The following is a 20,983-nucleotide window of genomic DNA, read 5'->3' on the forward strand; positions in this document are numbered from 1 at the left end:
GCCCGAAGATCGCGGCTCGTGGCTTTTCCAGAACACTGAGCGCGGGCACTGCCCGTGAATCTTCCATGACGACCAATAGGGCTCCGAACCCATGACCATGGATATTCAGGTAGCGGAGGGCGATGTCGAACGCCTTTCGCTCAAGGAGTACACCGAGAAGGCGTATCTCGATTATTCGATGTACGTGATTCTCGACCGGGCGTTGCCGCATATCGGCGACGGCATGAAGCCGGTCCAGCGGCGCATCGTCTATGCCATGCGCGAGCTGTCGCTGACCGCCAACGCCAAGTACAAGAAGTCGGCGCGTACCGTCGGCGACGTGCTGGGCAAGTTCCACCCCCACGGCGACAGCGCCTGCTACGAGGCGATGGTGCTGATGGCGCAGTCGTTCAGCTATCGCTATCCGCTGGTCGACGGCCAGGGCAACTGGGGCAGCCCGGACGATCCCAAGTCGTTCGCCGCCATGCGCTACACCGAAGCCCGCCTGTCGCGTTTCTCCGAGACGCTGCTGGCGGAGCTGGGGCAGGGCACGGTCGACTGGACACCCAACTTCGACGGCACCATGAACGAACCGGCGGTGCTGCCGTCGCGGCTTCCTCACGTGCTGCTCAATGGCGGCACGGGCATCGCGGTCGGCATGGCGACCGATATCCCGCCGCACAACGTGGTGGAGGTGGTCGAGGCGACCTGCCATCTGCTGCGTCATCCGCAGGCCAGCGTCGCGGATCTGATGCAGCATCTGCCGGCGCCGGATTTCCCGACGGATGCCGAGATCATTTCGCCGGCGGCCGATCTGCGCAAGCTATACGAGTCCGGCCGCGGTTCGGTCAAGCTGCGTGCGCGCTACGAGCGCGAGGATGGCAACATCGTGATCACCGCGGTGCCGTATCAGGTCAGCGGGGCCAAGGTACTCGAGCAGATCGCCGCCCAGATGCAGGCCAAGAAATTGCCGATGGTGGCGGATCTGCGCGACGAGTCGACCCATGAGACACCGACGCGCCTGGTGATCGAGCCGCGTTCCAACCGTATCGATGTCGAGGGGCTGATGGCGCACCTGTTCGCCACCACCGACCTCGAGAAGAACGTTCGCGTCAATCTCAACGTGATCGCGCTCGACGGCCGGCCGCGGGTGATGCCGCTCAACGACATGCTCGGCGAATGGCTGACGTTCCGCCGCGCCACCGTGCGCCGACGCCTGGAGCACCGTCTCGGCAAGGTCGAGGATCGTCTGCACCTGCTCGAAGGTCTGCTGGTCGCCTATCTCAACATCGACGAGGTGATCCGCATCATCCGCGAGGAGGATGAACCCAAGCCGGCGCTGATGAACGCATTCGGCATCACCGAGCGTCAGGCCGAAGCGATTCTCGAGCTGCGTCTGCGTCACCTCGCCAAGCTCGAGGAGATGAAGATTCGCGGCGAGCAGGACGAGCTGGAAGCGGAACGCAAGCAGCTCCAGAAGCTGCTGAGCTCCGAGGCGGCGATGACCGATCTGGTCGAGAAGGAGCTGCGGGAAGCGGCCGAGGCCTACGGCGATGCTCGCCGCTCGCCATTGGTGGAGCGTGCCGAAGCCAGGGCGCTTTCCGAGGTCGAGCTGGTGGGCGCCGATCCGGTGACCGTGGTGCTGTCCGAGAAAGGCTGGATTCGCGCGGCGCGAGGCCATGATATCGACCCTGCCGGGCTCTCCTACAAGGCGGGCGACAGCTTCCACCTGGCGGCACGAGGGAAGACCAACCAGCCGCTGGTGCTGCTCGACGACAGCGGTCGGGCCTACACGATGACGGCCCACAACCTGCCCTCGGCGCGCGGCCAGGGCGAGCCGGTGACCGGGCGGATCAACCCGCCGGCCGGCTCCAGCATGGTCGGGCTGATGCTGGATATCCCCAGCGCGCGCTATCTGCTGGCGTCCGACGGCGGCTATGGTTTCGTGGCCAGGGTCGAAGATCTTCTCGGCAAGAACAAGGCCGGCAAATCGGTGCTTTCGGTGCCCAAGGGATGCAACGTGATGCCGCCCAAGGCGATCCCGGAGGGCGACGGCGTGCGGGTGGCGGCCGTTTCCAACGAAGGGCGCCTGCTGGTCTTCGCGCTGTCGCAATTGCCGGAGATGGCAAAAGGCAAGGGCAACAAGATGATCGACATCCCGGGGGCCAAGGCCGCGAGACGAGAGGAGTTCGTGCGCGACCTGGTGCTGCTGCCGGAAGGAGCGTCGTTGATCGTCTACGCCGGCAAGCGCAAGCAGACGCTGAAGACGGCGGATCTCGAATACTACACTGGCGAACGTGGCCGTCGCGGCAGCAAGCTGGCGCGAGGATTCCAGAAGGTCGACAGGCTCGAGGTCGAGTCCTGAGCGGCGGCTCGGTCAGCCCAGCCCTCCAGCCCGAGGGCCAGGGCCGGATTCATCGATAAAGAGAGGGCGCAGCTTGGCGCCACGTGGGGAAAAGATGTCACAACGTTTCGTGGTGCGAGCCACTGGGCCCGCACGGCCCGGCCAGACGGCTGCACTGGGTACGGCGCTGGTCAGCGCCCATTGCCGTCTGCTGGATCTGAACCAGCATGTCGCCTTCGGCGAAGTGACGCTGGAGGCTTTGGTCGAGACCGCCGACGATCTTGGCGCGCTGCTGCCGTCGGCCGGCGACGTGTTCGGGCTGGATTGCCGTGTCGAGAAGGTGTCCTCTGAAAGCGAGGCGCTGTGGAGGGATGTCGCCAAGGACGCCCGCTGGGTACTGACCTTGATGGCACCGTCGCTCTCTGCGGAGGTGATGGCGGAAGTCGGGGCGCTGACGGCCGAGCAGGGCCTGATCATCGAGCGGGTGAAGCGGCTGTCGGCCGGCTGCCAGCTCGACACGGCCGACTCGTCGGCCGGTGCCTGCCTCGAATGGCGGCTCAGCGGCGCGGTGGCCGATTCCGCGTCCCTGCGTGAGAAGATCCTGGCGCTGAGTGAACGCTTCGACGTCGATGTCGCGCTGCAGCCGGCGAATCCGTGGCGGCGGCACCGCCGGCTGGTCTGTTTCGACATGGATTCGACGCTGATCCAGGCGGAGGTGATCGATGAACTGGCGCGGCGCCATGGCGTCTATGACGAGGTTGCCGCGATAACCGAACGTGCCATGCGGGGAGAGCTCGACTTCCAGCAGAGCTTTCGCGAGCGGATGAGCAAGCTGGGAGGCCTGGACGAGTCGGTGCTGGCAGAAATTGCCGAGTCGTTGCCGTTGATGCCGGGGCTCGAACGATTGATGCACTATCTCAAGCGCCTGGGTTATCGGACCGCGATTCTCTCCGGCGGCTTTACCTATTTCGCCCGTTATCTGCAGGAACGGTTGGGTTTCGATGAAATTCACGCCAACGAGCTGATCATTCGCGACGGCAAGGTCTCTGGCGAGGTTCAGGAGCCGATCGTCGATGCCGACCGCAAGGCGATGATGCTCAGGCAGATCGCCGAACGGGAAGGCTGGGATCTGGCCCAGACCGTGGCGGTTGGCGATGGCGCCAACGATCTCAAGATGCTGGCGGTCGCCGGCATGGGCGTGGCGTACCATGCCAAACCCTTGGTGCGTCAGCAGGCGCAGCAATCGGTTTCGGCCTGCGGTCTCGATGGGCTTCTGTACCTGCTGGGCTATTCGGAATCCGATCTGGCGGCCTTGGCGGAAGATTGAGCGGGGGGCCACGGCCGGCACGCCGACCGAGCGGACTCCCGGGTTTCCCGGGGGTCAGTCGGTTGAGGTTGAATTATTTTGTTTGACAGCAACGAAAAGTTACACTGCTTGCTCGCCGGCCGTGACGCGGCCACGCCTGACTGCTTTATCATTGGCTCTTCGCCATTGATCCTTTGGCCATCAGCGCTTTGTCATTCGCCGTTTGTCATCGACCACGCATTATCGAAAACTCATGACCGACTCTGCTTCCACGGATATCCACCAAGCTAAAGCCATATGGGAGTGGCTCGAGCCACTATGCCTTCAGGGTGGCGCGAATCTGGCGTTCGACGCTGCCGGTAGCACTTCCTGGCCGGTAATACTGGATCACGTCGTCATCGGTCAGGCGCTGGTCGTCGATGTGTCTGCGGTGCCGGCGCTGGCGAAGTCGCTCACTCGGGGGGGCGAGTTTCATCTCATCGGTCATGTCAACGGGGCGTTGGTTCGCACCGCGCCGCTCACGGTGATCGAGCCCCTGGAAGATGCGCAGCGGATACAGTTTCGCTGCACCTATCCCGAATACATCAGCACCATTCACCGTCGCGGTACCTTTCGCGCCCCGCTGCGGGCCGAGATGGGCGTCGAGACGCGTCTCACCCTGACGGAGGATGGGCCTATCATCGATACCGAAATCCGCAATCTCTCGCTGGGCGGCTGCCTTCTCGCCATGCGTCTGGTGGATGCCGTGGCGCTGACTCCTGACCAGCCGATCGAGACTCTCGAGCTACGCTTCCCCAATCGACAGCGTCTCAAGCTCAAGGGGCATATCCGTCATGTACGCACCGATGACGACTGGACCATGGCGCTGATCGGCTGCGAGTTCGATGAGTTGCCGATCGATAGCGAGCGACAACTCTGGCACTGCGTCAAGGAAATCGAACGCGAGAGTGCGCGCAAGACGTCGATCAGCGACAAGCCGCTCGAGCCTTCTTCGCTGTTCATGCTGCCGCAGGGGCGCCGGCCGCAACCGGTCAAGTCGATCCTAACCACCCCGGCGCCAGTCGCGGGCGCTGACAATACGGTCGTCCGGCGACTGCGGAAGATCGCCGACTATCTGAACGCGCAGAGCCTGCAGCTTCAGAATGGTGGCCTGATTGCCTCATCTTTGCTGTCCCGACATGCGGACACGCTGCTGTCGCTTGGCGCGCAAAGTCGGGAATCGCTGCTCTATGCGCTGGGATATCTCGAGAACGAACCGGTCCAGGTCCAGCATGCGCTGGCGGTCGCGGTTCGTGCCGTCGATCTGGCGCGCCGGCAGGGCTACGACGACAGTACCCTCAAGGCGATCGCGGCCAGCGCCCTGATCCACGATCTCGGCAAGGCGTCGTTGCCTGCCACGCTGCTCGAGAGCCGCGTCCCGTTGAGCGACGCCCAGCGGGCGCTATTGCCGGGGCATGTCCAACTGATCAGCGAGCGGCTGGCCGATTGTCGCTGGCTTTCGACGGATGTCGCCACGTCGGTGGTCGAACAGATCAACGAACGGCTCGACGGCAGCGGCTATCCTCGCGGGCTGCGCGCCGAGGCGATCGATGATCTGGGTCGGATGGTGGCAGTGGTCGATGTCATCGATGCGCTGACGCGCCCGCGCGCGGACCGCGACGCCTGGCCCCTGGTCAATGCTTATCGCCATGTGCTGGGGAACGCCGCGCTCTTCGACAGTGTCTGGGCACAACGCTATGTGCGTCTCTTCGGCATCACGCCAGTAGGCTCGCTGGTGCGATATTCCAGCGGCGCCCTGGCCTGGGTTCAACGTCTGGATGCCAAAGGGCGGCCCTCGCAGGTCCATATGGTGCTCAATGCCAATAGCCGGCAGCGTCGTCTCGATCTGGTACTGGGACGACACGATCTCGATCAGCTCGGTCGGCTGGAAGGCGTGGCCAAGCCCGGCGATTATGGCTTGTCGCGGAGTGGCAGCGCCTCGCCAGGAACGGCCTGATTTTTCCTTTCCGATTCGCCGGCGAGCGCTAACGCTGGCGTTCCCGTGCCTGACGGGGTGTGATGCCGAAGGTGCGGCGGAACGCGGTGGCGAAGTTGGTAGCATCGTTGTAGCCGGCGAGTTCGGCGGCCTCGCTGACGCTGACATGGCTATCCTGTAGAGCCCGGTTTGCCGCGTCCAGACGCCGCTGACGCAGGTGACGCTGCAACGGCATTCCATAACGCTGCTGGCTGAGCCGCTGCAGTGTGCTCACGCTCATGTTTAGATGTCCGGCGATCTCCGTGAGGGTCTTGGTATCGCCACTCCCGCCTTCGATGAAATCCCACAGTCGCCGTTGCTGGCGGGTTTCTCTGCTGTCTCTGTCCGATGTCCGCAACAGCGGTGCCAAGCCTTCGCCGGCCATGGTCAGCGCCAACCCTTCACGTCGCAGGCGAGTGGAAAAATCGTCAGCGGCGCGAGGGGTCGAAAGCTGGGTGCGAGCCAGCGTCAACAAGCCGGCGCTAGGTTGCCATTGGCGTAGCCCCAGGTGTGGCAGGTCATCGAGCAGACGTGCCGTTTCCGGCGATGTCTGAAGCCAGGCTGGCGACAAGGTCAGCGTTAAACTGAATTCGTGGGTACCGGCCAGAGCGTGGCGCTCGAACGTTGCGGCTTCCCGCAGATGGACCAGTAGGGCCGTCGGCCGTTCCGAGGCGAGTGGCATTGGGCGGCCGTCGAAGCGCACGTCGACCATACCGGCCATGAACAGGATCAGCTTCAAGCCAGGCATCATTTCTGCATGATTGCTCATGCGATGGCGATTGCGGATCGCGGCATGGCGCAGCACCAATTCCTCTTCGATCACATCCACGCCAAAATTGCCGTCGAGCAGCGGCTCCCCCGGTACGCTGTCGATACGATAGTCGCGTCCGAGATGGATAGCGTGGTGCCTCAGTGCGTCATGCCCCAGCGCTTCTGGCCGAGGCGGGAGTGCGAAATGAGAAGAGATCACGATTGGCTGTCAGGCACAGGTAATTGGAGGTTTCCCACAGGTGAGGTGGAGAAGCTTCTGGAATAATGCGTGTCGCCAATCTCGTTTGCAACTCATTCTCATTATCATAAACGCCCGGCATCCGGTAAGGATTACGGGTGTGGGAGCAAGGAACGACACCATGATTCGCCACCCCCAACGCTTTCGCTACTGCGTGCCGGTCGCCGTTGGTCTGAGTCTCTCCGTGCCTTGGGTCGCTTCACAGGCCCAGGAAAGCCAGCCGGCCGAGGACACTTTCCTCGAAACCTTGACCGTCAAAGGCAACCGCCTCTACGAGATGCTGCCGTCCGAAATGACCGGCGGTTATGCGGTGGATGCAGCGACGGTAGGCACCAAGACGCCTGCCGCGCTGCGGGACATACCCCAGTCGGTGAGCGTGGTGACTCGCGAGGCGATCGAGTCACAGAATCTCGATACGCTCGACGAGATGGCCAAACGGACGCCCGGGATGCGTGTGCTGCCCAACGACAGTGGCCGCTCGTCGATCTACGCCCGCGGCTACGAATACGATGAGTACAACGTCGATGGCCTGCCGGCGCCGATGGCCAGCATTGTCGGTACCGTGCCCAACCTGGCGGCATTCGACCGCGTCGAGGTCATGCGCGGGCCATCGGGGCTTTTCAACAGCACCAGCGAGATGGGCGGCATCATCAACCTGGTGCGCAAGCGACCGACCGAGGATTTCCAGGGCCACGTGGCCGGCCGCTACGGCAGTTGGGATCAGAACTATCTCGAGACCGATATCTCGGGGCCAATCGACGCCGCTGGCCGAGTTCGCGGGCGTCTGGTGGTCAGTAACGACGACACCAACGGCTACGTCGACGACAACGAGAATACCAATCAGACCTTCTACGGCGCGCTCGACATCGACCTCGACGAGGACACTTTGCTGTCGCTCGCCTATCTGCGTCAGCATCGGGATCTGGTGCCAAACAACGGCCTGCCGACCGATGCCAACGGCAATCTGCTCGATGTCACTCGCTCCACCTTTGCCGGGGCGGACTGGAATCGCTTCGAGATGCAGAGCAATGACTACATCGCCGAGCTGACCCATCGGTTCGACAACGGTGGCTACGGTCGCATTGCCGCGCGCTATTCGACCCGTGATGCGGACTTCAACTACGCCTACGGCATTTCCGGTATTGCGGAGGATGGCACTTTTACGGCGCGAGGCCTTGGCGGTGATGTCGATCAGCAATCCCTGTCGATGGACGCCAGTTACAGCCAACCGTTCGAAGCGCTGGGCAACGTGAGCGAGTTCGTGGTAGGAACGGACTACAAGCGTTACGAGACCGAGACCTTCCAGGCCGTCTCGGCGCTGGGCAATACGACGCTGGGCCAGATCAATGACATCGCTTATGTCGATGTCTCCGACGTGGGGACAGTCAGCACGGATGATCGCGAGACGCTAGAGGAATATGGTCTGTACTCGAAGCTGACTTTCCGGCCGATCCAGCCGCTGGCGCTGATCGCCGGCGGTCGGGTCAGCTCCTATCAGGCTCGTGTCACTGACCATACGGATGATGATGCCGTTGCCAGCCGCAGCGATGACAGCAAGTTCACGCCCTATGCGGGAGCCGTGTTCGATCTCGACGATCGTCATTCGCTGTACGCCAGCTACTCCGAAGTCTTCAATCCCCAGACTTACACGGATGCCGACGGTGGGCTGCTCGAACCGCGTGAAGGCAAACAGTATGAAATCGGCATCAAGGGCAGCTATTTCCATGGCGACCTGAATGCGCGTGTATCCGCCTTCCGCTTGTACGATGACAATCGAGCCGCTCCGTTAGTGGAAAACGGCACAACCGTAAGCGGCGTCTACGCCTCTGTCGGTAAAACACGCACGCAAGGCGCTGAGTTCGAACTGACAGGCACGCCGTTGCCGAACTGGGACATCATCGTTGGCTACACCTATCTCGATATCGATGTCAGAAACGAGGGATCGGATGATACGGCCTTCGTGCTGATGCCGAAGAATCAGTTCAACGTCTGGACTCAGTACGGCTTCGAAGGCGGTGTACTCGATGGCTTCCATATCGGCGGCGGGGTCACCGCACTGAGCGATTTCCAGACGGCCACCTCCGCAAGAGCGCCCATCAGTATCGAGGCGCCGGGCTATGCGGTGGTGGATGCCATGGTCGGCTATGACTTCACGTCCAATCTCAAAGGCCAGCTCAATTTCAATAATATCTTCGACAAGACCTACTATGAGCGAGTCGGGTCGGTAGGGACTTTCAACATGTACGGGGCGCCGGCCAATGTCGTCGCGTCACTGCGTTATGACTTCTGATGCATTACGTCTCTGGATTCTCGGCTGCCTGTCATGGGCGGCCGTTTTCATCATGCCTGCCGCCGTCGCTGAGGAGCCCACCGTGACCGCTGCCCCCGTGACATTGACCGACACGCAGCAATGGACGCTCCATGGCGAGGCCACCGGGCGTGACTATCTGATTCAGGTCTCGATACCGGATTCGCCGCCGCCGGTCGGTGGCTATCCGGTGCTTTATGTCCTCGATGGCAACGCACGCTTTCCGCTGGCAGTGGTGGGGCGTGACAGCCTGACGCTGCGCGGGCCCGACGGCGGCACCAGCCCCTGGCTGATCGTGGGAGTGGGATATCCCGATACCCGTCGCTTCGACAGCGAAGCGCGTAGCGAAGACTATACGCCGGCGGTGCCGGGCATGCCCGAGGTCGACTCCCGGGGCCGGCCGGTCGGCGGCGCGGGGCAATTCCAGGACTTTCTTCAGGACCAGTTGTTGCCGCAGATCGCTGGACGGTTCGATGTCGATGCCTCGCGTCGGGCGCTGCTCGGTCACTCCTATGGTGGCCTGTTCGCGCTCTATACCGCACTGACTCGCCCCCGACTGTTCAGCGATTACCTCGCCATCAGCCCATCACTATGGTGGGGAGACGGGTTCCTGTACGCGCTCCCCTCGGCAGGAGCCAGCGGAAAGACGCGGGTGCTGCTGGGCGCGGGTGATCAGGAGCGGGGGCAGAGGCCGGCATTTGCAGAAACCACCGATGCGCCATCCACGTCCGTGCCGGCAATGTGCGACAACGTGGTCTGCTTTGCGCAGTGGCTGCAAACTCGACACGCCGATTGGATCATCGACCATCGCTCATTCAAGGGCGCCAGCCATGGCAACGTCATGTGGCCCGCGATGCAGGCGGTATGGGCGTTTCTTGACAAAAAGGAACAGTGACGCAGCGGCCACATGGGAAAGATTGAACCACACTGTGAGAGCCAAGCTCTGACGCACAGGAGGTGATCGCATGGCTGGATTGGACGGTTCCACGCCTTTCGCGGGCTTCATGCCGCCCCATGTTCTCGAACGCATCATGTCGCATGGCAACGCGCGGCTACAGCAGTGCGCACGCCTGACCCTGCAGGCCGATGCACAGTTCCGGTTGCGCAATGCGGCACCGCCAGCGGCGCGACCCGCGGATGGCAGCCGGCCCGGCGAGGTCGCACGCTATATCTACTCGGCAGGCAATCAGCAGACGCTACCCGGCGACCTGGTTCGCCAGGAGGGCGATCCGGATAGCGGCGATGTCGTCGTCGACGAAGCCTACCGGTGGCTGGGTGCCACCTACCTTTTCTACTGGCAGGTCTTCGAGCGCGACTCCATCGATGGCGAGGGCATGGCATTGCTGGGGACGGTGCACTACGGCGAAGACTACGACAACGCCTTCTGGAACGGAGCCCAGATGGTGTTCGGTGACGGCGACGGCGAGCTGTTCAACCGTTTCACTGCCGCGCTCGATGTCGTCGCCCATGAATTGACTCATGGCGTCATCGAGCGCGAGGCTGGTCTCGTCTATGCCGATCAGTCCGGCGCGCTCAACGAATCCCTGGCGGACGTCTTCGGCGCCATGGTCAAGCAGCACCACTTCGAGCAGAGCGTGGAGGAAGCCGACTGGCTGATCGGGGAAGGATTGCTCACTGATCGCGTCAACGGCCTCGCGCTGCGCTCGATGGCCAATCCGGGCAGCGCCTACGACGACCCCGTGCTCGGCAAGGACCCTCAGCCGGGCCATATGGACGATTTCGTGCGCACGTCCTCGGACAACGGCGGCGTGCATATCAATTCCGGTATTCCCAACCGTGCCTTCTTTCTCGCGGCGACGGGGCTGGGTGGCTTCGCCTGGGAGAAGGCGGGCCCGGTCTGGTTCGACGCGCTCACCGATCCGCGCCTGCAGCGCGATGGCAATTTCGCCCAGTTCGCCCAGCTTACGGTCGACTGTGCGGCGAAACGCTTCGGCAACGACAGCGAGGTCATGCAGGCCGTCAATCGGGCCTGGGTCGAGGTAGGGGTTCTCTCATGAACGACAGCGCGGGCCTCGAGCTCGAGCCGACCAGCGTGCTGCTGGTCACTCGGGAGGGCGGCTTCGTGGTCACGCCCGGCTTGTCCGCCCCGCGGCGGATTGACTGCCGGGAACTGACCGAGTGCCAGCGGCTGAGACTCCAGGCGGTGCTCGAGGAGCTCGATCATCGACGTGGCGCTTTGCCAGCGGCCGGGGCCGACAGGCGATCCTTCCGGGTGACGCTGAAAATGTCCTCCGATCGACCCGAAAAGGAGTGGGAGCTGGAGGAGAGCGCCGCACCCAGGTCATTGATCGGGCTCTGGAAACGGGGCGCCCAAGGTCTCGATGAGAGTGATGACTAACCGGGCAGCCATCGCCGCGGCGAGTTTTTTTGCGTTTTCATGGAACTCTATCGGGATATCGAACTCTGAGCTAGTAGCCCAGGATGGGCGCACAGCGTAGGCCGGGCCTGTATTGGGTCCGGCTTCTTTTTGTCCGTTTGTCAGCTGTCCTGCGCATCCGATTTGCGCGTTACCGCGGCTTTTCCATCGACGTTCCGTCGATGGACATCTTCCTCGAACGGGCCCAATGGGGCCCGGTTTCATGTGTTATCTTGCAGACTTTTGTCGAGATCGGGCTGAACTCATCACGACTTCACGGTAACGAGAGAGATGCGACGAGGATTCATCAAGGCACGACGTCGGCCGATGCTGGCGGGGTTGCTGATCGCCATTTTCATCGCGGCACTCGCCAGCCAACTGGTTGAATACGGGGGCGGGAATGTGGGCGGCGGAGGCTCGAGCGAGCCTCTGTCTCAGACTGGTGCTCGTCTTTCGTCGGATGCCGGAGCGCAGGCCAGCGCCGAGGCGACGCTTCAGCGTGCCTTCGACACGCATCGGGAAGGGTTCTGGGTCGAGGCGTCAGGGCGGATCGTGCGGATGTTGGCGGATGATCGGGAAGGCAGCCGTCACCAGCGGATCATCGTCGTGCTGGATACCGGCCAGACGCTGCTGATCGCCCACAATATCGACATTGCTCCACGCGTCGAACGGATCGAAGTGGGCGATCGCCTACGCTTTCGCGGCGAATACGTGTGGAATGCCCAGGGCGGCGTCATTCACTGGACCCACCACGATCCCGGCGGCACCGAAATCGGCGGCTGGCTGGAGCATCAGGGGCGGCGCTATCAGTGACAGGGCGCGGATGAAACCTCAGCGAGCGTAGCCGCGAACCCGACGTTTCCCCGTGATTCGCTGGGCGTGCCAGCGTCGCGATAGCCACCACATGCCCAGCCAGTCGCGGGCATGCCCCGCGAGATTGGCGGGAAGATGCCAGAGCGAAGAGCGGGCAGCTTGTGTCCCGTGGCGCAGATTGACGCGGTAGCTACCGATGTGGCCACCGCTTCGCCGAATCAGCAGGGGGAGAAAGCGGTGCAGCCGGTCGACGGACGGCAGCGCGATCAGCACGTCGCGACGAATCAGACGCAGGCCGGCCCGCTCGCTGCCCGCGAGCTCGATGCCCAAGCTCCGGAACGCGCGAAAGAGTGACCTTCTCCAGCGGCAACGCGGATCGAGCGGGATGCCCTCGACCAGCGTCAAGCCTTGATGCCGGGCCTCGCCGAGCATCTCGGGAATGTCATGGGGATCGTCTCGACCCTGGGCATCGAGCGTTGCGATCCACTCTCCCCGGGCGAGCCTGCCGGCTTGCCATAGCGCCGCGTCGGCGCCGATAGCCGTGGCCTGGCGATAGAGCCTGACCCGGCTGTCATTGACCGCCAGCCGTGACAACGCATCCTCGTCGCTTTCGGAGGTGGCGTCGTCGATGACGATGAATTCCAGGCCGGCAGCGTGGCGAAGTGCGCTGGATGCCTCGGCCACGACCCGACCGACCTCATGAGAGGCATCGTGGACAGTGATGACAAGTGATAACTTGGGTAGTTCGAGCATGATGAAATCCCGTTGGTTTTCAAAGCGTCGACTTTGCTCGTCCTGTCGGAGGCGTCACTATGACAGCCTATTCTTAACGCCGGCTTAGTGATCTGCGGTGTTAGCGGTCACTTATGTTTCAAATTGTCCGGCTGACACGTGACAGTGTCATGTCAGCACGGCGGGAACCAATCCGGCGATGTCGTTGTATTGTTAAGGCAACGTTTTGAAAGCCGAGTTTCGCCAGGAGTGGCGACAGTTAGAGAGAACGCCATGAGGGTAATGCTGGTTGAAGACGATCCGTTGCTGGGAGAGGGGGTCGTCGATGTACTGCGCCGTGAACAGATGGTGCCTGAATGGCTCATCGAGGGGCGCGGAGTCTGCGAGGCTCTCGAGGGGTCCACTTTCGATGCGCTGATACTGGACCTGGGCCTTCCGGACATCGATGGCTTCGAGGTGCTCAAGCAGCTGCGGGAAGCGCAAAGCCAGATTCCGGTGTTGATCCTCACAGCGAGGGACGACGTGGTCGATCGTATCCGGGGGCTCGACGGCGGGGCGGACGACTATCTCGTCAAGCCTTTCGACAACGGCGAACTGCTGGCGCGGTTACGTGCACTGGTACGGCGAAGTGCCGGTCGTGCATCGCCGGTGGTGACCTGCGGCCGACTGATGCTGGACCCGGCAGCGCACGAGATTCGCTTCGACCACGCGGTGGTGGCGCTGGGGCGCCGCGAGCACGACCTGCTGGCGTACCTGATGACGCATCCAGGGCAGGTGTTTACGCGCGATCAACTGGTCGAGGTGCTCTACGGCTGGGACGCCGAGGTCGAGAGCAACGTCATCGAAGTCCACGTTCATCATCTGCGCCGGAAGTTCGGCAGCGGCGTGGTGGCGACCGTGCGTAACGTCGGTTATCGGCTGGGAGCCGCGGGTTGAGATCCATTCGTCGTTACCTCAGACGGGTTCTGCTGATATCGGTGACACTGATCACCTCGCTGGCTGCGCTCTGGAGCTATCACGACACTCGCGATCAGATCAACGAACTGTTCGACGCCGAACTGGCGCAGACGACGCGAACGATGGTCGCGCTCTATTTCGAGTATCGCGGCGATCAGGGTCGGGATCCGCAGGAGATGATTCACGACCTGCAGCTTCAGCCCGTCATGCTGCCGGACAATCCCACCGACGAACCGACCCCGCTGGGACATCCCTACGAGAAGAAGCTGGGGTTCCAGATCTGGGACGACGAGGGCCACGCCTTGCTGGGCATGAGAACGCCCGGTGTGCTCGAGACGATGATTCCAGCGCCCGGTTATGCCCATACCGAGGGAGAGGGCCACGACTGGCGCACGTTCACGCTGTATGACGAGGTCCACGGCGTCTGGGCGAGCGCCGCCCAGCGCGACGACGTGCGCGACGAGCTGACCTGGCAGATTGCGCTGCGCAACCTGATGCCGCCGGTGATCGGCGTGCTGCTGATCGCGATGCTGATTCCCTTTGTCGTCGCGCGTGGCTTTTCTCCCTTGCTGCGCATCAGTCGCCAGATCACTGCTCGCCAGCCGAGCTATCTGGAACCCATCGACGGCAGCGAGGCGCCGGATGAAATTCGCGGCATGGTCGATGCGCTCAATGGTCTGTTCGGTCGCCTGGCCGAAACGCTGGAAAAGGAGCGTCGCTTCACCGCCAACGCCGCCCACGAGCTGTGTACGCCTCTGGCAGCGATCAAGGTGCACGCGCAGAACCTGATGACGGATACCACCGAAGCGCGCTCCCAGCGCGGCGCCCGCTCGATCATCAACGGGGTCGACCGGATGACCCGTGTCGTCGAGCAGCTGTTGACACTCTCCCGGCTCGAGAGCGGTGAGGGCATGAATCGGCAGGCGGTGGATCTGACCCGGCTGGGAAGAGAGCTACAGCGGGACATGCAGCCGCTGGTCGATGGCCGCAGGATCGAGTTCACCCAGCAGATTCCCGCTGAGCTGCAAGTCGTCAGCTATGAAAACGGCCTTTACGTGCTGCTGCGCAATCTGCTGGACAACGCGCTGCGTTACACCCCGGAAGGGGGCGAAGTCTGCCTGCGGATGCGGCAAGCCGAAGACCGGTTGCACATCGAGATTGCCGACAGTGGGCCGGGGATTCCGGTCGCCGAGCGCGAGAGGGTATTCGAGCGCTTCGTGCGCCTGGCCGGACAGCGAACCAGCGGGTCGGGGCTGGGGCTGTCGATCGTTCAGGAGCTGGCCGAACGGCTTGGCGGAGAGATCCGTCTCGACGAAACCTCCCTGCCGGTCGCCAGCGGCCTGAGTGTTCATGTCACGCTGCCGATAGGGTGAGGAGAGAGTCGAGGCGAGGGCCGGGGCGCGGCCCTCGAGTGGATGATCGACAAGTAACTCAGAGCGGTGTCTTGCTCCGTTCGCCGGGCACCTCGCGGACCAGTCGCGGCATCAGGAAGCCGGCCAGTCGCTGACGCAAGGCATCCACCAGATCGCGGGCCTCGTCGTCGGGCACGTCGAAATGCGCCGCGCCCGATACCGGGTCGAGCACATGCAGGTAATAGGGCAGGATTCCGGCCTCGAACAGGCGCTCCGAGAGTGCAACTAGCGTATCCACGTCGTCGTTGATCCCGCGCAGCAGCACGCTCTGGTTGAGCAGCGTGACGCCGGCCGCCTTGAGTCGAACGCAGGCCGCGACCACCGCTTCGTCGATCTCCTGGGCGTGATTGATATGCAGCACCATCACCTTCTGCAAGCGAGTGCTACCGAGCCATTCGAGCAGCGCGTCGTTGACGCGATCGGGGATCACCACCGGCAAGCGGGTATGAATGCGCAGCCGCTTGAGATGGGGAATCGCGTCCAGCCGTGCGACGAGCGCGGCCAGCCGACGATCCGGCGAGGCTAGCGGATCGCCGCCGGAAAGGATCGCTTCCTGGATCGAGTCGTCTTCGCGCAGGTAATTCAGTGTCCGTTCCCACTCCCGCATTGATGGCGCGTTGTCGGCGTAGGGGAAATGACGGCGGAAGCAGTAACGGCAATTGATCGCACAGGTCGGACTGGCAATCAGCAACGCCCGGCCGGGGTATTTGTGAATCAGTCCCGGTCGGGGCGTGTGGTCGCGCTCTTCCAGCGGATCATCGACATAGCCCCGTACGGCATCGCCTTCCGCGCCCAGCGGCAGGACCTGGCGCAGCAGGGGGTCGTTCGGATCGCCGCGCCGAATCCGCGAGAGATAAGCCAGCGGCACGCGCACCGGAAACAGATCGTGCCCGCGTCTGGCGCCCGACAACCATTCGAAATCCAGCCCCAGATGCCGACAGAGCTCGGCCGGGTCGCGGATCACGTCGCGCAGTTGCTGCTGCCAGTCGCCCACCGATGTATCGGACACGGGCGCTTCGGGTTCGACCTCTTCGCAATGCACAGCGATCGGGGTTCGGGTTATCATGCTGGCCACTCGAAATCAGAGCGCTTGCCGGTCAGGCATCGCGCGGAAATGGGGTTTTTCGTCGCGGACGGCCCGCGAACGGTTACTAGTGAGGAATCATGGCGAACTATTCTACCAACGAATTCAAGGGCGGCCTGAAGGTCATGCTGGATGGCGACCCGTGCAACATTCTCGAGAACGAATTCGTCAAGCCCGGCAAAGGCCAGGCCTTCAACCGCGTCAAGCTGCGCAACCTGATCACCGGCCGCGTCTGGGAGCGCACCTTCAAGTCCGGCGAGTCGCTGGAAGGCGCCGACGTCATGGATCTGGACATGGAGTACGTCTACACCGACGGCGACATGTGGCACTTCATGAAGACCGATGGCTCCTTCGAGCAGTATGCGGTCGACAAGAAGGCCATCGGCGACGTCGAGAAGTGGCTCAAGGAACAGGCCGTCTATACCGTCACGCTGTGGAACGATAACGCCATTGCCGTCTCTCCGCCCAACTTCCTCGAGCTTGAAGTGGTCGAGACCGATCCGGGCCTCAAGGGTGACACCGCGCAGGGCGGCTCCAAGCCGGCAACGCTTTCTTCCGGCGCCGTGGTTCGCGTACCGCTGTTCATCAATCAGGGCGAAGTGCTGAAAGTCGATACGCGCTCGGGCGAGTACGTCTCCCGGGCTTGAGTCCTACCTGCGCTCGCGCCTGACAGCGCTTAAATTCGCCTTGTCAGGCGCGCGCTCGGAGAGGACTCCGTATCTGATGGCCGCATGGCCGGATTCTATTAGCCACGCTCAAGCGTGGCTTTTGCCGTTATAGAGGTGAAATCGTGTCTATCGACTGGCAGCCCACGGCAAATCTCGACACACTGCGCGAGCGTGCCAGGCTATTGACCGCCATTCGGCACTTCTTCTCCGAACGAGGCGTGCTGGAAGTGGAGACGCCGATTCTCGGTCACGGCGGCAGTACCGACCCGCATCTGGACTCTCTGTCACTGACGGCAACGACGCCAGCCGGTCGCGAACACCTTTGGCTGCAGACCTCGCCGGAGTTCCACATGAAGCGGCTGCTGGCAGCGGGCAGCGGGCCGATCTTCCAGCTGGCGCGCAGCTTCCGCGACGGTGAAGTGGGGCGGCGCCACAATCTCGAATTCACCATGCTCGAATGGTATCGGCCCGGTCTGTCGCTGACGGCATTGATCGACGAGTGCGGAGCGCTGATTCGTGCAGTGCTGCCGACCGACCCGGGCCCCTTGCGCCAGCGCCGCTATCGGGAGCTCTTTCGCGAGACGCTCGATGTCGACCCGTTCACGACATCGCTGGCGGACTTGCGTCGGCTGGCCGGGCAAGTCGGTGGACTGGCGATGGATGACGCGGACCGTGACGGCTGCCTCGACCTGCTGATGAGCTTCGTCATCGAACCGCAGCTGGGCCGAGAGGGTATCGATGCGGTCGTCGACTATCCGGCCTCTCAGGCCGCGCTGGCGCGCAAGCGGCTCGATCCCGAGGATGGCGTCAAAGTCGCCGCGCGGTTCGAGATCTATCTCCACGGGCTCGAGCTTGCCAACGGTTACGACGAACTCACCGACGCCGCCGAGCAGGGTGAGCGCTTCGCGGATGACAACCGTCAACGCGAGGCGCTGGGCAAGCCGAGCGTCGATCCAGATCAGCGGCTGGTTGCCGCGCTCGAATCCGGGATGCCCGCCGGCAGCGGCGTGGCGCTGGGTGTCGATCGCCTGATTCAGCTGGCGCTGAACAAGGAGTCGATCGCCGAGGTCATGGCGTTCCCGACGCCGCGGTGTTGAGGTAGATCAGACACTCAGACCTGGTTGCCCGTCGAACGGCCATAGATGCGTAATTTCCGTCAACAACTGCTTGGCGGCCGGTGACAGCGGACGATGCTGACGTACGATCACGTGAGTCTCCGCGTCGGCGAACACCGGATGATCAATCTTCAGTGCCACGAGCTGCTGGCGGCGGATCTCGTGCAGCAGTGCCACGTGGCCAATGAAGGTGACACCGTTTCCGGAGCTCACGTATTGCTTTAGCGTGGCCAGCGAGTTGCTCACCAGGCTGGGGCGAAAATGACATTTGCTCATCACTTCCACGGCATCGATCAACTGACGAATGCCATAGCCATGGCTGGCAAGCCCCAACGGCCATTTGAGTACCTCATCGAGCGCCAAAGGCTGGGGTAGTCGGGTGAGCGGGTGCTGCGGATGCACCACCGCGCAGAGTGGTTGCCGTGCGGACGCCGCCGATGTGACGCCGGGTATCAGTCTCGGCGCGTAGGCCACCCCGATGTGCGCTTGGCCTTCGTAGACCTGCCTGACCACATCGTTGACTGCTGCCAGATTGAGCTCGATCGTCAATTGCGGATGACGCGCGCAGAAATCGTTCATGACACCGCTCATCAATTGATCGCTGTAGCCCTCGCTGATCGACAGGCTGATATGGCCGCGCTGTAGGCCATCCATCTCGGCGAGCTGTCCGAATAGCGTCTGCTCGGCGACGTCCCGCTCCCGGTAGAAGTCGAGCAGAATGTTCCCCGCCTCGGTGGCTTTGACGCCTCTACCATGCCGTTCGATCAGCGACATGCCGACAGCCTGCTCGAGTTGACGAATCTGACGGCTGATGACGGAAGGCTCCACATCGAGCCGATCCGACGCGGCTCTTATCGAACCGGCCGTGAGAGCGGCATGGAAATAGTGGAGCCAGCGGACATTGAGGTGTGCTTCGGTCGTTCCCGACTGCGCCATATGATTCATCCGACAGGTATTCTGAGCCATTCTTGCCTGAGCGTTGCCTTTATAGCAACGCTTTAGATGCATCGAAACTATTGTTTTCGTCTTCACGAAGCCTACTCTCGATAGCACGATCGTCGCTCAGGTTGGCCGCATAGACGTGCGTCGCTGAACAACAATGGCCACCAAGGCGTCATCGTCGACGACAACCATAAGATCGATAAATGAGGTCCTCGCATGACGACACTGTTCCCGCGTCGCTTTTCCGCTACGCGTCGCCGCCTGCTGGGTGGTGTGGCGATGGCGACTCTGTTCTCTACGCTTGGCGTCTTCTCGCCGCTTGCCGCTGCCCCGGCCGAGGCCAATACGCTTCGTGCAGTCATGCACTCTGGACTGCGCGTACTCGATCCCATCACCACCACCGCCCATATCACTCGTGACCATGGTTACATGGTTTTCGATACCTTGCTGGGCATGGATGACCAGTTCCAGCCGCAACCGCAGATGGCTGACTGGTCGATTTCCGATGACGGCATGACATATACCTTCACCTTGCGTGACGGCCTCAAGTGGCATGATGACGGTGAAGTCACAGCCAGTGACGTGGTGGCGTCCTTCCAGCGTTGGGCTGCGCGGGATGGCGGTGGGCAGATGCTGATGGATCACGTCGAGAGCGTCGAAGCCACCGATTCGAAGACACTGACGCTGACTCTGTCATCGCCTTTCGCCTACGTGCTGGAACTGATGGCCAAGCCATCATCGGTACCGCTGTTCGTGATGCCGGAGCGCATCGCCAGCAAGTCGCCGGACGAGACGTTGACGGTCGAGGATCAGATCGGCTCGGGCCCGTTCCGGTTCGTTGCCGATGAGTACGATCCCGGCAATCGGGTGGTCTACGAGAAGTTCGAGGACTACGTACCGCGCGAGGAACCGGCCAGTTGGACGGCCGGGGGCAAGGTGGTCAGCGTCGATCGCGTCGAGTGGATCAACATGAGCGATGCCCAGACGGCGCTCAATGCCCTCAATGCCGGCGAGATCGACTTCCTCGAATCGCCCTCGGTCGACCTGCTGCCGGTGCTGCAGGCCAATCCGGACCTCACGGTCGAGAAGATCAATGAGTTGGGGAGCCAGACCATTGGCCGCTTCAACTTCCTTTACCCGCCGTTCGACGATCCCCAGATCCGTCGCGCTGCGTTGATGGCGATGAACCAGACTGATGTTCTCGCCTCGCTGGTCGGCAATCCCGAGTTCTACTCGACCTGTGCATCGATGTACGGATGCTCGACGCCGCTGGGCACCGACGCCGGTGCGCCGAATTCGCTGACCGAAGGCGGTGGCACGGAAGCGGCGAAACAGCTGCTCGAGGAAGCCGGCTACGATGGCACGCCGGTGGTGATGATGCAGCCAACCGATGCGCCGACAGTGAGCCCCCAGCCGGTCATTGCCGCACAGCTTCTGCGTCAGGCCGGTTTTCAGGTCGATCTTCAACCGATGGACTGGCAGACGCTGGTAACCCGCCGCGCCAGCCAGCAGCCCCCGTCGGAAGGCGGTTGGAACATGTTCTTCACCAACTGGTACATCCCCGAAGTGTGGAACCCGCTGGTCAATCCGATGCTCAACGGCCGTGGCAAGGACGGCGGCTGGTTCGGCTGGCCGGATGATTCCGAGCTCGAGTCGATGCGCAACGAGTTCTCCAGGGCCACCGGCGACGAGGATCGCAAGGCGATCGCCGAACGCATTCAGCAGCATGCCTTCGAGCAGGTGACCTATATCCCGCTGGGCGAGTATTCGATTCCCGCCGCCTGGAGCAATGACCTTTCCGGCATTCTCCATTCGCCGGTGCCGGTGTTCTGGAACGTCACCAAGGCCGAGTGAACGATTGGGGCGTGGCTACCACCACGCTCCATTCCCGTCTCGCACGTCAACGAATTCGCATTTCAACGA

Annotated in this window: 17 protein-coding genes; 13 read left to right on the forward strand and 4 right to left on the reverse strand. The window is 62.7% G+C overall.

The window, feature by feature from the left end; genetic code table 11:
• Positions 1-91: 91 nt before the first annotated feature.
• The 3 genes from parC to R3F72_RS14250 all read left to right on the forward strand — a co-directional run bounded on the left by parC (position 92) and on the right by R3F72_RS14250 (position 5,625).
• Positions 92-2,344, forward strand: coding sequence for a DNA topoisomerase IV subunit A (gene parC / locus R3F72_RS14240; RefSeq protein ID WP_332779982.1), 2,253 nt, complete (start codon positions 92-94; stop codon positions 2,342-2,344).
• Positions 2,345-2,438: 94 nt separating this feature from the next.
• On the forward strand, positions 2,439-3,650 hold the full coding sequence (gene serB / locus R3F72_RS14245) for a phosphoserine phosphatase SerB (protein ID WP_332779983.1): 1,212 nt from the start codon (positions 2,439-2,441) through the stop codon (positions 3,648-3,650).
• 232 nt (positions 3,651-3,882) lie between these two features.
• Positions 3,883-5,625: an HD domain-containing phosphohydrolase gene (locus tag R3F72_RS14250; protein ID WP_332779984.1), complete on the forward strand. Its 1,743-nt coding sequence runs from the start codon at positions 3,883-3,885 to the stop codon at positions 5,623-5,625.
• Between the two features lie 28 nt (positions 5,626-5,653).
• On the opposite strand, the gene R3F72_RS14255 is transcribed toward R3F72_RS14250, so the two are convergent.
• Complete coding sequence (locus tag R3F72_RS14255) at positions 5,654-6,613, reverse strand: helix-turn-helix transcriptional regulator (RefSeq protein ID WP_332779985.1); 960 nt, start codon at positions 6,611-6,613, stop codon at positions 5,654-5,656.
• 160 nt (positions 6,614-6,773) lie between these two features.
• On the opposite strand from R3F72_RS14255, the gene R3F72_RS14260 reads away from it, so the two are divergent.
• The 5 genes from R3F72_RS14260 (at position 6,774) to R3F72_RS14280 (ending at position 12,150) form a co-directional block, all read left to right on the forward strand.
• The gene (locus R3F72_RS14260) at positions 6,774-8,942 is read left to right on the forward strand and encodes a TonB-dependent siderophore receptor (protein ID WP_332779986.1); all 2,169 of its coding nucleotides are present in this window, start codon (positions 6,774-6,776) and stop codon (positions 8,940-8,942) included.
• A gap of 82 nt (positions 8,943-9,024) precedes the next feature.
• Positions 9,025-9,855 carry an alpha/beta hydrolase gene (locus R3F72_RS14265; RefSeq protein ID WP_332779987.1) on the forward strand — a complete coding sequence of 277 codons (831 nt, stop codon included), beginning with the start codon at positions 9,025-9,027 and terminating at the stop codon, positions 9,853-9,855.
• 70 nt (positions 9,856-9,925) lie between these two features.
• A complete protein-coding gene (locus R3F72_RS14270; RefSeq protein WP_303853334.1) occupies positions 9,926-10,978 on the forward strand; it encodes a M4 family metallopeptidase in 1,053 nt (350 codons plus the stop codon).
• Entirely contained in the window at positions 10,975-11,319 is a 345-nt protein-coding gene (locus R3F72_RS14275; protein WP_087719367.1) for a protealysin inhibitor emfourin, read from the forward strand. The genes R3F72_RS14270 and R3F72_RS14275 overlap by 4 nt, the downstream gene beginning before the upstream one ends.
• A 309-nt stretch (positions 11,320-11,628) precedes the next feature.
• Positions 11,629-12,150: a DUF3465 domain-containing protein gene (locus tag R3F72_RS14280; RefSeq protein WP_303853335.1), complete on the forward strand. Its 522-nt coding sequence runs from the start codon at positions 11,629-11,631 to the stop codon at positions 12,148-12,150.
• 18 nt (positions 12,151-12,168) lie between these two features.
• Here the strand turns inward: R3F72_RS14280 and R3F72_RS14285 are convergent, their stop codons facing one another.
• Entirely contained in the window at positions 12,169-12,903 is a 735-nt protein-coding gene (locus tag R3F72_RS14285; RefSeq protein ID WP_332779988.1) for a glycosyltransferase family 2 protein, read from the reverse strand.
• 252 nt (positions 12,904-13,155) lie between these two features.
• On the opposite strand from R3F72_RS14285, the gene R3F72_RS14290 reads away from it, so the two are divergent.
• Both R3F72_RS14290 and R3F72_RS14295 read left to right on the forward strand, forming a co-directional pair.
• Positions 13,156-13,818 (forward strand): response regulator transcription factor, encoded by a 663-nt coding sequence (locus tag R3F72_RS14290; RefSeq protein WP_303853339.1) that lies wholly within the window; start codon positions 13,156-13,158, stop codon positions 13,816-13,818.
• Positions 13,815-15,212 carry an ATP-binding protein gene (locus tag R3F72_RS14295; protein WP_303853340.1) on the forward strand — a complete coding sequence of 466 codons (1,398 nt, stop codon included), beginning with the start codon at positions 13,815-13,817 and terminating at the stop codon, positions 15,210-15,212. Before R3F72_RS14290 ends, R3F72_RS14295 begins: the two co-directional genes overlap by 4 nt.
• Before the next feature lie 58 nt (positions 15,213-15,270).
• On the opposite strand, the gene epmB is transcribed toward R3F72_RS14295, so the two are convergent.
• Positions 15,271-16,317: an EF-P beta-lysylation protein EpmB gene (epmB, locus tag R3F72_RS14300; RefSeq protein WP_303853341.1), complete on the reverse strand. Its 1,047-nt coding sequence runs from the start codon at positions 16,315-16,317 to the stop codon at positions 15,271-15,273.
• 98 nt (positions 16,318-16,415) lie between these two features.
• On the opposite strand from epmB, the gene efp reads away from it, so the two are divergent.
• Both efp and epmA read left to right on the forward strand, forming a co-directional pair.
• Positions 16,416-16,982: an elongation factor P gene (gene efp, locus R3F72_RS14305; protein ID WP_071231664.1), complete on the forward strand. Its 567-nt coding sequence runs from the start codon at positions 16,416-16,418 to the stop codon at positions 16,980-16,982.
• A 143-nt stretch (positions 16,983-17,125) separates the two neighbouring features.
• Positions 17,126-18,100 carry an EF-P lysine aminoacylase EpmA gene (gene epmA, locus R3F72_RS14310; RefSeq protein WP_332779989.1) on the forward strand — a complete coding sequence of 325 codons (975 nt, stop codon included), beginning with the start codon at positions 17,126-17,128 and terminating at the stop codon, positions 18,098-18,100.
• Positions 18,101-18,106: 6 nt separating this feature from the next.
• Here epmA and R3F72_RS14315 read toward each other — a convergent pair whose 3' ends face one another.
• On the reverse strand, positions 18,107-19,054 hold the full coding sequence (locus R3F72_RS14315) for a LysR family transcriptional regulator (protein ID WP_303853345.1): 948 nt from the start codon (positions 19,052-19,054) through the stop codon (positions 18,107-18,109).
• A gap of 222 nt (positions 19,055-19,276) precedes the next feature.
• Between R3F72_RS14315 and R3F72_RS14320 the strand changes: the two genes are divergently transcribed.
• Positions 19,277-20,914 (forward strand): ABC transporter substrate-binding protein, encoded by a 1,638-nt coding sequence (locus tag R3F72_RS14320; protein ID WP_332779990.1) that lies wholly within the window; start codon positions 19,277-19,279, stop codon positions 20,912-20,914.
• The last annotated feature ends 69 nt before the right edge of the window (positions 20,915-20,983 follow it).

The sequence above is a fragment of the Salinicola sp. 4072 genome, assembly GCF_036663415.1.
GTDB lineage: Bacteria > Pseudomonadota > Gammaproteobacteria > Pseudomonadales > Halomonadaceae > Salinicola > Salinicola salarius_A.

Excerpts from the sequence above, each read along its gene's own strand:
- R3F72_RS14320 (WP_332779990.1), top strand. The coding sequence starts at position 19,277 with ATGACGACACTGTTCCCGCGTCGCTTTTCCGCTACGCGTCGCCGCCTG.
- R3F72_RS14250 (WP_332779984.1), top strand. The coding sequence starts at position 3,883 with ATGACCGACTCTGCTTCCACGGATATCCACCAAGCTAAAGCCATATGG.
- R3F72_RS14280 (WP_303853335.1), top strand. The coding sequence starts at position 11,629 with ATGCGACGAGGATTCATCAAGGCACGACGTCGGCCGATGCTGGCGGGG.
- efp (WP_071231664.1), top strand. The coding sequence starts at position 16,416 with ATGGCGAACTATTCTACCAACGAATTCAAGGGCGGCCTGAAGGTCATG.
- R3F72_RS14285 (WP_332779988.1), bottom strand. The coding sequence starts at position 12,903 with ATGCTCGAACTACCCAAGTTATCACTTGTCATCACTGTCCACGATGCC.
- R3F72_RS14275 (WP_087719367.1), top strand. The coding sequence starts at position 10,975 with ATGAACGACAGCGCGGGCCTCGAGCTCGAGCCGACCAGCGTGCTGCTG.
- parC (WP_332779982.1), top strand. The coding sequence starts at position 92 with ATGACCATGGATATTCAGGTAGCGGAGGGCGATGTCGAACGCCTTTCG.
- R3F72_RS14260 (WP_332779986.1), top strand. The coding sequence starts at position 6,774 with ATGATTCGCCACCCCCAACGCTTTCGCTACTGCGTGCCGGTCGCCGTT.
- R3F72_RS14270 (WP_303853334.1), top strand. The coding sequence starts at position 9,926 with ATGGCTGGATTGGACGGTTCCACGCCTTTCGCGGGCTTCATGCCGCCC.
- R3F72_RS14315 (WP_303853345.1), bottom strand. The coding sequence starts at position 19,054 with ATGGCGCAGTCGGGAACGACCGAAGCACACCTCAATGTCCGCTGGCTC.
- epmB (WP_303853341.1), bottom strand. The coding sequence starts at position 16,317 with ATGATAACCCGAACCCCGATCGCTGTGCATTGCGAAGAGGTCGAACCC.
- R3F72_RS14290 (WP_303853339.1), top strand. The coding sequence starts at position 13,156 with ATGAGGGTAATGCTGGTTGAAGACGATCCGTTGCTGGGAGAGGGGGTC.
- serB (WP_332779983.1), top strand. The coding sequence starts at position 2,439 with ATGTCACAACGTTTCGTGGTGCGAGCCACTGGGCCCGCACGGCCCGGC.